Annotated in this window: 13 protein-coding genes and 2 pseudogenes; 4 read left to right on the top strand and 11 right to left on the bottom strand. The window is 38.9% G+C overall.

Annotation, left to right across the window (positions count from 1 at the left end):
• Positions 1–162 precede the first annotated feature (162 nt).
• A complete protein-coding gene (gene corA, locus DV424_RS06855; RefSeq protein ID WP_118859527.1) occupies positions 163–1,110 on the top strand; it encodes a magnesium/cobalt transporter CorA in 948 nt (315 codons plus the stop codon).
• Entirely contained in the window at positions 1,110–1,655 is a 546-nt protein-coding gene (locus DV424_RS06850; RefSeq protein WP_118859526.1) for a YggT family protein, read from the top strand. Before corA ends, DV424_RS06850 begins: the two co-directional genes overlap by 1 nt.
• A gap of 73 nt (positions 1,656–1,728) precedes the next feature.
• On the opposite strand, the gene nrfD is transcribed toward DV424_RS06850, so the two are convergent.
• From nrfD to DV424_RS09065, 5 genes and pseudogenes are all read right to left on the bottom strand, one after another.
• Positions 1,729–2,694, bottom strand: coding sequence for a cytochrome c nitrite reductase subunit NrfD (gene nrfD, locus DV424_RS06845; protein ID WP_118859525.1), 966 nt, complete (start codon positions 2,692–2,694; stop codon positions 1,729–1,731).
• Complete coding sequence (nrfC, locus tag DV424_RS06840; protein WP_118859524.1) at positions 2,691–3,368, bottom strand: cytochrome c nitrite reductase Fe-S protein; 678 nt, start codon at positions 3,366–3,368, stop codon at positions 2,691–2,693. Before nrfC ends, nrfD begins: the two co-directional genes overlap by 4 nt.
• Positions 3,365–4,015: a cytochrome c nitrite reductase pentaheme subunit gene (gene nrfB / locus DV424_RS06835; protein WP_118859523.1), complete on the bottom strand. Its 651-nt coding sequence runs from the start codon at positions 4,013–4,015 to the stop codon at positions 3,365–3,367. Before nrfB ends, nrfC begins: the two co-directional genes overlap by 4 nt.
• A 76-nt stretch (positions 4,016–4,091) precedes the next feature.
• On the bottom strand, positions 4,092–5,618 hold the full coding sequence (gene nrfA / locus DV424_RS06830) for an ammonia-forming nitrite reductase cytochrome c552 subunit (RefSeq protein ID WP_118859522.1): 1,527 nt from the start codon (positions 5,616–5,618) through the stop codon (positions 4,092–4,094).
• A 255-nt stretch (positions 5,619–5,873) separates the two neighbouring features.
• Positions 5,874–5,972 (bottom strand): annotated as a pseudogene (locus DV424_RS09065) (DUF3418 domain-containing protein); the annotation flags it as partial.
• Between the two features lie 20 nt (positions 5,973–5,992).
• Here DV424_RS09065 and DV424_RS09060 point away from each other — a divergent pair.
• Positions 5,993–6,163, top strand: coding sequence for a helix-turn-helix domain-containing protein (locus DV424_RS09060; protein WP_118859569.1), 171 nt, complete (start codon positions 5,993–5,995; stop codon positions 6,161–6,163).
• Between the two features lie 160 nt (positions 6,164–6,323).
• Here DV424_RS09060 and DV424_RS06815 read toward each other — a convergent pair whose 3' ends face one another.
• Genes DV424_RS06815 through DV424_RS06795 form a run of 5 tightly spaced genes read right to left on the bottom strand, consistent with a single transcriptional unit; the run spans position 6,324 to position 12,283 of the window.
• On the bottom strand, positions 6,324–6,932 hold the full coding sequence (locus DV424_RS06815) for a transglycosylase domain-containing protein (RefSeq protein ID WP_192880662.1): 609 nt from the start codon (positions 6,930–6,932) through the stop codon (positions 6,324–6,326).
• Between the two features lie 16 nt (positions 6,933–6,948).
• Positions 6,949–7,515 (bottom strand): hypothetical protein, encoded by a 567-nt coding sequence (locus tag DV424_RS06810; protein WP_118859519.1) that lies wholly within the window; start codon positions 7,513–7,515, stop codon positions 6,949–6,951.
• A gap of 32 nt (positions 7,516–7,547) precedes the next feature.
• Positions 7,548–11,459, bottom strand: coding sequence for an ATP-dependent RNA helicase HrpA (gene hrpA / locus DV424_RS06805; protein ID WP_118859518.1), 3,912 nt, complete (start codon positions 11,457–11,459; stop codon positions 7,548–7,550).
• A complete protein-coding gene (locus DV424_RS06800) occupies positions 11,456–11,830 on the bottom strand; it encodes a DUF423 domain-containing protein (RefSeq protein WP_118859517.1) in 375 nt (124 codons plus the stop codon). The genes hrpA and DV424_RS06800 overlap by 4 nt, the downstream gene beginning before the upstream one ends.
• The gene (locus DV424_RS06795) at positions 11,831–12,283 is read right to left on the bottom strand and encodes a DUF441 domain-containing protein (RefSeq protein ID WP_118859516.1); all 453 of its coding nucleotides are present in this window, start codon (positions 12,281–12,283) and stop codon (positions 11,831–11,833) included.
• 122 nt (positions 12,284–12,405) lie between these two features.
• Here DV424_RS06795 and DV424_RS06790 point away from each other — a divergent pair, with 122 nt between their 5' ends.
• Positions 12,406–14,268, top strand: a complete 1,863-nt coding sequence (locus DV424_RS06790) for a monovalent cation:proton antiporter-2 (CPA2) family protein (RefSeq protein WP_118859515.1) — start codon at positions 12,406–12,408, stop codon at positions 14,266–14,268.
• A gap of 66 nt (positions 14,269–14,334) precedes the next feature.
• Here the strand turns inward: DV424_RS06790 and DV424_RS06785 are convergent.
• A pseudogene (locus tag DV424_RS06785) lies at positions 14,335–14,499 on the bottom strand (IS3 family transposase); the annotation flags it as partial.

Genomic DNA, 14,499 nt, shown 5'->3' with positions numbered 1-14,499 from the left:
TCGCTCTAGACGCCCGCCTTTTTATTATCGGCGCGCGTTCGCCGGTAAATTTACCGTTGTTTCGGCATCTCTTAACGAAAACTTTGCGATTTTTCACCGCACTTTCGTTTCTTCTTTAATTTGTTCACTGTTAGCTGTTCATAATCCTATAAGGAGTATGAAATGATCAACGCGTTTGCTATCAATGATTCCCGCTTGGTTCGCATTGACGAAGACCAAACTGATCTCAATACTGCCATTTGGCTTGATTTACTTGAGCCAACAGGCGAAGAACGTGAAATGCTACAAGAAGGCTTAGGCCAAAGCTTAGCATCTTTTCTAGAATTGGAGGATATCGAAGCTTCCGCCCGTTTCTTTGAAGATGAAGACGGTTTACACCTTCACTCATTTTTTTATTGCGAAGATGAAGACAATTATGCTGATTTAGCGAGCGTTGCTTTTACTATTCGTGATGGCCGTTTATTTACGTTGCGTGATCGCGAGCTACCAGCATTTCGTTTATACCGTATGCGTTCACGTAGCCAGCGTTTGTTAGAATGTAATTCCTATGAAGTTTTACTGGATTTATTTGAAACGAAAATTGAGCAATTAGCGGACGTGATTGAAAACGTTTATGCAGATTTGGAAGAGTTGAGTCGCGTTATTTTAAACGGAAAACAAGATGAAGCCTTTGATGAAGCATTAAATACGCTCACGGAACAAGAAGACACCAGCTCAAAAGTTCGTTTGTGCTTGATGGATACTCAACGTGCATTAGGTTTCTTAGTTCGCAAAACGCGCTTACCAGCAAACCAGTTAGAACAAGCACGAGAAATCTTACGAGATATTGAATCTTTGCAACCGCATAATGAATCTTTATTCCAAAAAGTAAACTTTTTAATGCAAGCTGCAATGGGTTACATCAATATTGAACAGAACAAAATTATGAAATTCTTCTCAGTTGTTTCTGTGATGTTCCTTCCGGCAACATTAGTTGCATCCACTTATGGTATGAACTTTGATTTTATGCCTGAATTACATTTTAAATATGGTTATCCAATGGCAATTGGGTTAATGATCGCAGCAGCATTGACGCCATATATTTATTTTAAAAGAAAAGGATGGTTATGATGGAATTATCCCAAACCGCATTATTTATTGGATCAATTATTAATCTTTATGCACTTGTCTTAATCTTACGGGCTTGGTTACAGTTTGCTCGAGTAGATTATTACAACCCTGTTTCAACATTTGCAGTCAAAATGACTGATCCAGTATTAAAACCTCTGCGTAAAATTGCGCCTACAGTGAAAAATATCGATACTTCTGCTTTACTGTTCGTATTTATTATCGGTATGTTGAAAGGTATTATTTATTTTGGTTTATCAGTAAATGTACTCTTAGTATTGGGTGTGTTAACTATATTGAAAAGCATTGGTTTAGCAATTTTTTATGTGCTTTTTATTGGGGTTGTTTTAAGTTGGTTTAATCGTGGAAATAGTCCTGTGATTTATGCGTTTTATCAACTCTCAGAACCTCTTTTAAAACCTATCCGTCGATTCTTACCAACATTAGGCATGATTGATTTTTCCCCTATGGTCGTTGTATTTATCTTATTGTTCTTAAATAACCTAATGCTTGATATGTTAGGTGGACTTTGGATGATTGCTGGTTAGAGACCAATAGGTTATTTTAAACAAGAAAAAGGCGTATTTATTAATACGCCTTTCTTATACACATAATTCTGATTTATGCTACTGTTAATTGTCCCGCATATAAAACAAAGAAACGTAAACAGAATACCCCAATTAAGTCAAAAATTGACACCAAGATAATAAAGTTACGGTTGTATTTTAAACGGTCATTAACAAACATATTGGCGATTAATGGGATCAAGATACCAATAAAGAATACCCCAATCCAGAATACCGCACCCCAGAAACCAGATAATGCATTATGTAACGCAACTGTTTTTTGGCCGCCACCAAAATGTAAGCCAACGAAGAAACACACAAGCAAACCAAGCTCTGTCACCATAATTGGTACTTCAAATTTATGGATGAAGTGCGATTCGTGAGAATCACCTTTTAATTTTCCCGCAATCAAGATAATTAAGAAGGTTGCGGCAATACCTGATGATGTACCAGAAGCTAAGAATAATGCCGGTAATACTGGGTTATTCAACATTGGATAGCTAATTAATGCAGAAAGTAAGAACCCTGTGTATGCACCAAGCACTGCAGCCAATACGAAAAGAACAACTTCGACTGGACTTGCAATACGTTCTGCAATACCGATGAGTTTCATCACAAATTGCAGTTTTGGCATAAAGCGATTAATTAATGCTTCGATTTCTTTTTTGAAAATCACCACTCCCCAAACTACTAAAAACAACATATAGATTTGGAAGAGCATGACCCCCATCGACATTACGGAATTAAATTGATAGTTAAACATCAATTTCCAGAATGTCCAAGGTCGAGCCAAGTGGAAAATTAATAGCGTTAAACCAATTAATGTTGGTACTGACCCTAAAATTACCCCAGATCGAATAATCCAGTTTTGGCTTAGATTTTCTATTTTATTGCTGCGTTTATACGCAATTGCTAACTGTACCGCACCAGATGAGATCCCCAATAAGAACAAGTAGATCGCAATGGTAGAATCCCACACTAGATTAGGCGTATGAAATGGAACTGGATAATCTAATGTCATCTTCTAGGCTCCCCATGTTGGAATGGAATGTGGTACAAGTTTGGTTGTGTACCTAATTCCACTTTTGTGCGATAAACCGGTTTTTCTTTCACTTTACGTGAAACTGCACTCATTGGATCATTCATATCGCCAAAGGTTAATGCTTTGGTTGGACACGCTTCCACACAAGCCGGTTGTTTACCATTGGCTAAATTTGTATCGCGGCAGAAGTTACATTTATCTGCGGTACGATGTACTGGATGAATAAAACGTACACGATATGGGCAAACTGCTATACAGTATTGGCAGCCTACACATAAATCTTTATGTACATCTACAATGCCAGTCTCTTTATCAATAAAAGATGCACCAGTTGGACAAACTGCTACGCAAGGTGCATTTGTACAATGTTGGCAAGATTGACGGAAGAACTCATATTCCTGATTTGGAAATTCACCGTAAGGTTCACTGCGTAGAATCTCTAAGCGAGAAACGCCTTCTGGCACTTGGTTTACATCACGGCATGCATTCATACAGGCTGTACAGCCGATACACGAATTTTCATCGTGTATCATTGCGTAACGTTTAGGTTTATCCGCCTTGTCTTCTTTCGCAAAAGAAGTTAAAGATGTCCCCGTCATAAGGATTACTGCCCCCATGCCGGAAACAAAGTTTCGGCGTGAGCAGGCTGTCATTGTTTATCCTTTTGTTCGGTTAGTTTATCTTGTTCAGCTTTACGTTTTTGTTGTTCACTATGGCAATCTACGCAAAGTTTAACGCGTTGTTTTGGTTGAATACCTTTCATTGCGTCTTCTTTAGGGTGAAGAGTATGGCAACTTGCACAAGGCAATTTCATTGCGTGTACATCATGAGCCCATAGTTTTTCACGAAGTTTGTCAGGTTGGTGACAAGCAAAACAAACTTGGTTTTGTTCTTGAACTGAATACATCGGTTTTTTATTACCGAAAATATCCCCTTCAAAACGCATAACATCTTTAGCACCACGACGGTGGTTTTCAGAAACGTTACCGTGACAGCTTACACAAGTAATTGCTTTACCGTTATTTGGATTTTTCTTATCTAAGTGTGCACCATGGAATTTACCAAAGTGGAGTTCGCCACCAGACTGATCTGCAGTTTGGTTTTTATCTACTTTGTCGAATTTATGGCATTTAGCACAATATTGATTAGGATCGCGTTGGTTATCTAATTGCGGTTCATAAGTAAAATGATCCGCAGGTTTTTGTGCATCATCAGCATGAGCCAAAAATGGCGCTGCTACAAATGCCGCACTTAACGCTAACGCTTTTGCAGATTTGTTGATTAAAGAAGTTAAATTCATTTGGGTTACCTCAAATTTGACCTTGAAAATCACCGCACTTTCCAATTTGCACTTAAAAGTGCGGTGGATTTTTCATTTATTTTTGTGCTGGTGGATCAACTAATAAGCCTTTTTCTTTAGCTTGTTGTTCCCATTGTGGTACCACAGTTTTTAAGAATTCTTCTTTAGCTTTGCGTTCTTTTTCAATATCAATACCCATTACTTTCCACGCTTTATCAGCTGTTGAAATATCTGGGATTTGAACTGGAGTTTTCACACCGTGTTTAGTTAAGATTGCTGCAAGTTTAGTACGAGCATCCGCTGCTTTATCTAAGCCAGAGCCTAATACACGAAGCATTACTTCAGGTGCGTGCATATGGCCACCGTGGCTTGCTGCAGCATAATCCCAACGCCATTGAGCATGACGAATATCCATTAATGCCGCTTCCATTTCTTCTTTAGTTGCACCTGCATCCCAAGCAGCTTTCGCTTCAAAGTGAGCTTTAACAACTTGCTCTTCTAAACGACCCATTACATCTTTCACTTCTTTTTTACGTGAAGTGACGATATCGCGTAATTTTTCTTTGCTTTGATCGTGACAGTTTGCACAAGTGCGGTCAAATGCATCAAATGGATTTTGGATTTGGTGATCAGTATAAACTTTACCGTCTTTACCTTGTACTTTCGGCATGTGACAGTCCACACAAGTTACCCCATTTTTACCATGCATACCTAAAGACCAAATTTCAAAGTCAGGGTGTTGAGCTTTTAACATTGGTGCTTTAGAAAGACTGTGAGTCCAATCAGAGAAACCAATATCATCATAATATTTTTCAATATCATCTACAGTTTGACCATTATCCCAAGGGAAAGTCACTTGTTTAATGTCGCCTGCGAAGTAGTATTCTACATGGCAGTTTGCACAAATTTCTGCACGTTTTTCGGTACGTTCTGCCGTATTAAAACTTAAGTTAGGTGTGGTTTTACCCTCAGCTTTTGCTTTAGCTTGAACGGCATTATTTAAGTGATCTAATGCACGTAACACATGTGGACGAGCAATACGTAATGCAGGTTTGCCTTCAGCAAAATCTTTAGAGATCGTATCGTGACAGTCAGCACAACCGATTGAGTTCACGATTTCTGGACCACCTTTTGCCCATTTCGCATTGAAATAATCTTTTTCGCCCCATTCCGCGATTAAACGAGGAACATCTGGGCCTTTACATGTCCAACATGCCATTGGTTGTGGACCATCATTTGCAGTTTTTGGTGCACCAGTTCGTAGAATGTTACGAACATCAGTGACTGCATAAACGTGGCCGCGTGGTGCGTTGTATTCTTTTGCAAATGCATAACCGCCCCAAAGAACGATTAAGCGTGGATTTTCTTCATCGGCATAAATAATTTTTTCGCCGTTGCCGTTTGCAGTTGAACGCCAGCTGTTATATTGATTTGGATATTTTTCTGCAAATTTTTCATTTACAGATTCAATTTTCAAATCTGGTTTTACTGGTTCAACAGGTTGTTCTAATGGCTTATAAACCATATCAGCTACCGCTGAGTTAAATAAGCTTAAACTCGCGAAAGACGCTGCCACAATGAGGCTTTTTTTGAATGCGTTCACGATAATCACTCCATTTGTTGTAATAAAAAGGTTAGGTTAAGTAGAAAGTTGAGAATTATTCTTAATCCCACAAAGAATATGTGGATATAGATTCATTCGCGCGTAAGATACCAAAAGAAAAAAGTTTTTCTACTCGCAGAATTAAAAAATGTGAGATTGATCAAACTTATTTCTCAAAATACTTACAAAGAGGTATTCGTTATTTGGAATAAATTAAGGCGGTTTATGCCGCCTTAATTTTGAGTATTATTATCATTAATATTGACTAATAATATTTGCTATTCTTTTATCCGATATTTGATATTTTGTTCCTATCTGTTGAGCAAATAAACTGACTCGTAATTTTTCTATCAAGCATTAAATTTATTCGTTAAATCATTAAATTACGCCAAGAACAGCAGCTCACCCAAAAGGGTTTAGCCGAAAAAACCGGCATCGCCCAAAGTGCTATCAGCCGTTTTGAATCAGGCAACCACAACCCGTCACTTGCCTTTTTACAACGTATTGCAGAAGGATTGAGGAAGAAGGTTTATGTGGAGTTTTGATAAGCAAAAGTGCGGTGGATTTTGAAAGTGTTTTTGAGGTTGAAAAACGTTTGAAAAAATGACCGCACTTTTTGAGTAAATATTACCGATTACGCTGGTGTGCATCTCCTGACGCGAGCCTCTTAAATTGAAGATACAAGCACGCGTCAGGAGACGCGTGCTATCGTGGGGCTCTATCTAAGTGGTATCTATAATACCTTGCTTTTGTATAGTTTATCCTTGCCAATATTTTAGAATTCCATTTATCGGAATATGTCAAAGGTTCAGGATATTTTAGTCTAGATACAAGAGACAACATTTCATTCTCAGTTAATTCAATTTTGTTTAGCCTTTTTCTTACTAGAAAATTATCCAAACCAATTAATCCTAAGCCATAAAATGCTACATTTATATAACTTCTTGCAATAGAATCCTTATCTTTAACATAAAAATCTAAAAGCAGAGCTAGCAATTGTTCTCTAAATTTACGTCGCTTAGTCCTTTCATACCTACAGGTTACAGTCCTAATAAATTGTTGCTCAATAGTACTTGCACCTTGATATTTCCTATATCTTATATAAATATAGACAGCCCTTAAAATAGCAATAGGATCAACTCCTGTATGGTATCTAAACCGATGATCCTCAGCCGAAATTAAAAAATTTATGAGCTTAACATCATAATAGGTAGAATCGTTAGCTATACAAATCATAAGGCTACGAAAATCCTTCTTTAAACTAGCATTTAGTTTAAGTAAAACTAGCGCTAAAAAAAGAAAAGGTGTATTCATTAATAAATATAATATTTTAAGCAGAATATTTTGCATCTTTCTTATCAAATTCATTCCTACTAATTTCAAAGATACCTGTTTGTTTTGCAATGGTAGAACTAAATAATCCATTATAAAATAATACGTTGCCACAGAAATAATATTTCTTGCGCAACTTCACATAGTAATATGTGGTTGATTTACGTTTTTCATTTTCTTCAAATGACTGAAATACTAGGATATCATAAGGAGATAAATATCGTTTTTGTATTATTCCTTCAATCTTACATATGCTTCTATTTTTTCCTTCATAGTGAATTATATGCTCTTTCCCCTTACCCACGGATGCATTTTCATAAATTTTTTCTGCCGAACCATAAACTTTATTTTCCTCAAGTCGTAAAGATAGCATATATTGCAGCTCCATTTCTTTGTAAGGGTTATATACTGTATTTTTTGTTCTTTGTCTCAAATAGAAAATTCCACCTATATTAGGTATGCGAAAGATCTTCTCTTTAAAAATAAAAAACAGAAATGCAATCATCAAACCTGCTAATAAATTAGCAAAAAAGCTATCTTGAAATCCTTCTCTAAATAAAAACATTCTAGAAACTCCTACGTTAAAAAATCTTAATTTTATATAGCCATAATCACATTCAAAATCCTTTTATCCGACACCTGATACTTAGTGCCTAACTGCTGCGCAAATAAGCTCACGCGTAGCTCCTCAATCATATATCGAATCTCCACCACCTCATCAGAAATCGGTTTAGATTTTGGTAGTTTAGTGAGCAATTGTTGGTAAGCTTGTTGTACTTGTTCTACGCGTAGCATAGCCGCACGGTCTCGATTTATATCTTGAGCCAGTTTATCAATGCGTTTATCAACGGCTTGCAGATAGCGCTGTAAATCCGGTAGGCGATCATAACCGCTCTTTTGCACAAAACCTGGGTAAATCAGCCCGCTTAATTGCGCCTTAATATCAGAAAAGGCAAAAGCCATGGTAAAATCCATTTTGCCTTTTAAACGTTGGTTTAAGGCGTGATTGAGAGATAGGATTTGTTCCACTTTCTGCGCAATATCCACGGTCACTTCGTTAAGGTTTTCTCGAACGAAATCACGCAATTTTTCAAAGCCTGCTTCATCCCATACAAACCCGCCAAAATCAGCAATCAGTTTATCCACGGCACAAGTGATACAGTCATCAATCAAATCCAACACGCGACCAAACGGGGTAAAATACAGCCCCAATTTGGCTTTATTCGGCAATTTTTCATGCAGATATTTAATCGGTGACGGTACATTGAGTAACAACAATCGACGTAAACCTTGTTGCATTGCCACAGCTTGTTCAAATTCCGTTTCAAACAGTTTGATACCCACCGCGTCTTTTTCGTCCACAATGGCAGGAAAGGCTTTCACACTGAAACCACGTTGTTTTTGTTCGTAACATTGTGGTAAATCTGCAAAGCTCCAAATATGCAGCCCGCTCTGCTCAATGCCATCATCTGCCACAGCAGAAATACTTTCCTGCACATGATCTTTTAAGTTGAATTTCAGCTCGTCCAAATTCATGGATTCGGCAATTTTCTTGCCATTTTCATCCACCACGCGGAACGTCATTTTCAAATGGCTTGGAATTTGTTCCCAATTCCAATATTCCACTTCTACGGTGACGCCCGTCATGCGACGCAATTCATGAATCAACGTATCCAATAACGGCTTTTCCAACGGCACGGCACGCCCTAAAAAGGCTTGGGCATAATTAGGTGCAGGCACAAAATTACGACGATAAGATTTCGGCAGAGATTTAATCAGCGCAATCACCAATTCTTCACGCAAGCCTGGAATTTGCCAGTCAAACCCCGTCATTTCCACTTGATTGAGCAACGGCAACGGAATATGCACGGTCACCCCGTCCGCATCGGTACCTGGTTCAAATTGATAAGTTAATTTAAGTTTCAAATTGCCTTGATGCCAGAAATTCGGAAAATCCAGCTTGCTCACTTGTTCCGCATCATCATTAATCAAGAATGAACGTTCAAAATTAAGTAATTCAGGATCTTTTTGCTGTGCCTTTTTCCACCACGTATCAAAATACTTTTGCGACACCACTTCTGTGCCAATACGCTGATCGTAAAATTCAAAAAGCGCGCGCTCGTCCACTAAAATATCGCGGCGACGGCTTTTGTGTTCCAATTCCTCTACTTCTCGAACGAGTCGTTGATTTTCTTTGAAGAATTTATGTTTAGTATTCCAATCCCCTTCCACTAAGGCAGATTGAATAAAGATCTCGCGGCTCACCGTTGGATCGATAGAGCCGTAATTCACTGGTCGCGCTGCTACAATCGGCACACCGTAAAGCGTGACTTTCTCATCTGCAATCACGGCACCACGAGATTTCGACCAACGCGGTTCTGAATAGGATTTTTTAATTAAATGCTCGGCAAGTGGCTCAATCCATTCTGGCTCGATTTCCGCCACCATACGCCCCCAAAGTTTGGAGGTTTCCACTAACTCTGCCGCCATCACCCATTTCGGTTGTTTTTTGAAAAGTACAGAATTGGGGAAAATTGCAAAATGGGCATTACGTGCGCCAAGATATTGTTGTTTCTCCGCTTCTTTTAAACCGATATGAGAAAGCAAACCGCTTAAAAGTGCGGTATGAATTTGCTGATATTCTGCTTTTTCAGAATTAATCGGCAAGCCCATTTCACGCACGGTTAAACGAATTTGATGATAAATATCCTGCCATTCGCGAATACGTAAATAATTTAAGAAATCCTTTTGGCATTGGCGGCGGAATTGGTTTTTACTCAATTCTTTTTGTTGTTCTTGTAGATAACACCAAAGATTGAGGAAAGCCAAGAAATCTGATTTTTTATCAGCAAAACGACGATGTTTTTCATCAGAAGCTTGCTGTTTTTCTTGTGGACGCTCGCGCGGATCTTGAATGGATAAAGCAGCGACAATAATCATCACTTCATGCAACGCACCTTGTGAGACAGCACTCAACAACATTTTCGCTAAACGTGGATCCACTGGGAGTTGAGCTAATTGACGGCCTACTGCCGTTAATTGACGTTTCTCACCTGATTTGGTGCGAACCATTTCAAACGCACCTAATTCTTCCAACAGTTTTATCCCATCTTGAATATGGCGTTTATCCGGCGCATCAACAAATGGGAACGCTTCAATATCATCCAAACCCAATGCCGTCATTTGCAAAATAACGGACGCTAAATTGGTGCGCAGGATTTCAGGATCGGTAAACTCTGGACGAGAATTAAAATCCTCTTCCGAATATAAACGAATACAAATCCCTTCGCTCACACGACCACAACGACCTTTACGCTGATTAGCAGATGCCTGTGAAATGGGTTCAATCGGTAAACGTTGTACTTTGGTGCGATAGCTATAACGGGAAATTCGCGCAGTACCTGGGTCAATCACATATTTAATGCCAGGCACAGTCAATGAGGTTTCTGCGACATTGGTGGCTAATACAATGCGATTTAAACCGCTTGGATGGAAAATTTTATTTTGTTCTTGCGCAGACAATCGAGCAAAGAGCGGTAGAATTTCCGTGTGTTTTAGATTTTGTTTTTGTAAGGCTTCGGCGGTATCACGAATTTCACGCTCTCCGTTCATAAAGATCAAGATATCGCCACGACCTTCTGCTTGCAGTTCATCCACTGCGTTGAGAATGCCTTGTAGCTGATCTTGATCGTCTTCTTCCACTACGGGACGATAACGCACTTCAACAGGATAGGTTCTGCCCGAGACTTCAATAATCGGTGCATTGTTAAAGTGTTTAGAAAAGCGTTCCACATCAATAGTCGCGGAAGTGATGATAAGTTTTAAATCACGACGACGTGGTAAAAGCTGTTTCAGATAACCGAGAATAAAATCGTTGTTTAGGCTACGTTCATGGGCTTCATCGATAATCAAACAAGAATATTGATTGAGAAAACGATCGTTTTGAATTTCCGCTAACAGGATCCCGTCAGTCATCAATTTAATTTGTGTATCATCACTAATTTGATCGTTAAAACGAACCTTATAACCAACTAAACCGCCAAGATCCGTTTCCAGTTCTTCTGCAATACGTGCCGCCACCGAACGAGCGGCAATACGGCGAGGCTGAGTATGACCAATCATACCCAGATTGCCGAAACCTAATTCCAAACACATTTTCGGTAATTGAGTGGTTTTACCTGAACCAGTTTCCCCTGCCACTACGATTACTTGATGCTCAGAAAGCAGTTTTTGAATTTCTGCTTTGCGTTGGCTAACGGGCAGGCTTTCTGGAAAAACGATAGGATTTTCTACCGCACTTTTACGACTTTCTACACGCAATTGAGCCTGTTCAATCTGCAGTTGGATTTCTTCAGCAACGGCTTGTTGTGCTTCTTGGTTTTTAATTTTTCCGATGCCGTGAATACGGGCAGATAAACGGCGTTTATCCACCAACATGATGTCATTTAATTGAGAAAAAAGCGATTGTTGTAAGGGAGTTAATTCGTGTTTTACTGATCTGTTTTTCATAGTGATTTATTTTTGAAACTTCCGTAAGCTAAGCTAATCCATCCGATTAAAAATAAAGTTCCGCCAATAGGCGTAATCCACACGATTACATTGCTTGCTCCGAAAGCGAGGGCGTACAAACTCCCACTAAATAATAAGATTCCAATTAACCAAGAAGACATAGATAATCGGGCGAATTTGTTATCACGTAAAGCAGATAATGCAACGGCAAGTACTGCAATGGTATGGAACATTTGATATTTTAAACCCGTATCAATCCACGCTAATTCTTTAGGTTCTAAAACTTTACTTAATCCATGTGCCGCAAAAGCACCAATCATCACACATAAAAAACCGCTTAATCCCGTGATAAATAACCATTTGTTTTTCATTTAAATTTTCCCTAAAAATAAAGCTAATATCCCTGCGGCAATAAGTGGCCCGACAGGAATTCCACCCAAAAATGCTACACCAATAATTGTACCGATAAGCAAGCCAGTGACTAAAATCGGTTGTTCGCCCATTAAAGGAACACCCTTGCCCGCAAGCCAAGCCACAAGCACACCAACGGAAATGGAAAGTGCCATTTTCCAACTAAGAAAACCAGATAAATCAGGCAACTGAATTTTTCCTGAAACTAAGGGGCTTAAAACCCCAATGGTCAGAATAATAATGCCGATTTTAACGCCATATTTTTCGAGCAAAGGAATGTGAGAAGATAAAAAAGTTTGCTGCATAATAAGTAATACGGCGGCAGAAATGGTAATTGCGCTGTTGTGACTGAGTAACCCGAGAATAATTAAAATCACCAATAACAAGGCGATTATATTGAATTGTAACGACATACTTGAAAAGTGCGGTGAAAAATTGTGACGAATTATATCAAGTTTAAGTTATCGATGTGTTTTTTTATTTAGTAAAAACAAGCTAGAATGTAAGCTATATTTCCTCTTATTCGAGAATGCCTATGTCAAATGCTGTTGCTCACCTTGCCGATTCAGATCTGATTAAAACCGTAATTTTGCTTGCGTCGAGCGTGACTATTGTGCCGTTATTTAAACGCCTAGGGCTTGGTAGTGTGCTAGGGTATTTAGTGGCGGGTTGTATGATTGGACCTTCAGTTTTCGGTGTCATTCAAGATCCGGCTTCAGTCGTGCATTTGGCTGAATTGGGTGTCGTGATGTTCTTGTTCATTATTGGGCTTGAAATGCACCCTGAACGGCTTTGGTCTATGAAAAAAGCAATTTTTGGTCGGGGCTTGCTGCAAGTTGGGTTCTGTGGTGTATTGCTTACTTTTGCGGGGATTTATTTACTTGATTTACCGAAAGAAGTCGCATTTATAGCGGGCATGGGATTTACACTTTCTTCAACCGCCATTGTGATGCAAACGTTAGAAGAACGTTGTATTACCAGCACATCTAAAGGTCAGCGAATTATTTCGACTTTAATTTTTGAAGATATTGCTATTGTGCCGTTATTGGCATCAGTGGCGTTTCTTGCGCCTCATTCTGAAGAAAGCACTCATACCGATTGGATGTCAATCGGCATCGCATTAGGTGCGGTAATCGGCTTAATTGTCGCGGGTAAATGGTTAATGAATCCGTTATTCCGATTAATTTCTAAAGCACATATTCGTGAGATGATGACGGCGGCTGCTTTATTAGTTGTACTTGGCGCAGCATTAGCCATGGAAATAGGCGGACTTTCAATGGCAATGGGGGCATTTGTAGCGGGCGTTATGCTGTCAGAATCTTCGTTCCGCCATCAATTAGAAGCGGATATCGAGCCATTTCGAGGTCTATTGCTTGGCCTGTTTTTTATGGGCGTGGGCATGTCATTGGATTTGAGCTTAGTGTTTAATCACTGGTTATTACTACTCGGAATTGTATTCCTTTATATTATTGGTAAAGGACTTTCTGTGTATGTTGTTGCTCGAATTACTCGCTTAGAACATAGAGAAGCAGTGGGAAGAATGTCACTCTTGGCGCACGGTGGTGAATTTGCTTTCGTGCTTTTCTCTGCCGCAACAACAGCAGGCGTAATGAGCAACCATGAAAACGCTACTTTTACTGCTGCAGTAATTATTTCCATGTTGTTTTCTCCATTTATTACACAAATTACTCGTAAATTAGCGCAATCTGGAGAGAGAAAATCAGCGACTCAACCAGATACGAGCGATCTGTCGCCTATTGATGATTTAGAAGATAACGTGCTTGTAATTGGTTTTGGCCGCTTTAGCCAGATCGTATGTCAAACATTATTAATCCGTGGCATCAGCGTTTCAGTGATTGATCGTAATATAGAAAATATCCGTGCTGCGGCAAAATTTGGTTTTAAAGTCTATTATGGTGACGGTATTCGTTTAGATGTACTTTACGCTGCGGGAATTGAAAAAGCTAAATGTGTCGTGATTGGCATTAATGATACAGATCGCATTGAAACGATTGTGAGCCAACTTAAAGGGGCTTATCCAAACTTGCCGATTTTAACCCGCACTTATGATAGAAAAACGACGGTGAGCCTAATTAAGCAAGATGTGGATTTTATTGTGCGTGAAACTTTTGAATCCGCCATTGCCCTTAGCCAAGCAACATTGATGAAACTTGGCATTGATAAGATTGAGGCAGATGAAGTCATTAAAGAAGTTCGCTCATTGGATCAAGAACGTCTAAATGAAGAAGTTCTGCATGGTTTTTCTAATGAAATCTTAAAAAAATATTGGACACCAAAACCATTTATTAAACCTCATATCGATGCTCAAGCATTAAATGATGAAACAGCAGGAATATTGATTGAGGAATCTGAAGAAACGTTAAATAATAATTCGTAAAATGATTTCAATGCATTTCAACTAAAAAAGGAAGCAAATGATCTGACCCCAAAAAGTTAGACTGATTTAGTTCAAGGACTGAGTTCTGTAATTCACAGGGCTGAGAGTCCTTTTAGTTTCCCCTGAATGCGCTCATGGTTGTAATAATGAATATATTCATGAATCGTTTTTTCCAGTTGTTCGAACGTCTCAAATCGTTTGCCGTAATAACATTCCGTTTTTAATCGCCCA

The organism is Haemophilus haemolyticus (assembly GCF_003493605.1).
GTDB classification, from domain to species: Bacteria; Pseudomonadota; Gammaproteobacteria; order Enterobacterales; family Pasteurellaceae; genus Haemophilus; species Haemophilus haemolyticus_J.
Note: the sequence above shows the minus strand (reverse complement) of the source record. Positions and strands in the feature narration are given on the sequence as shown.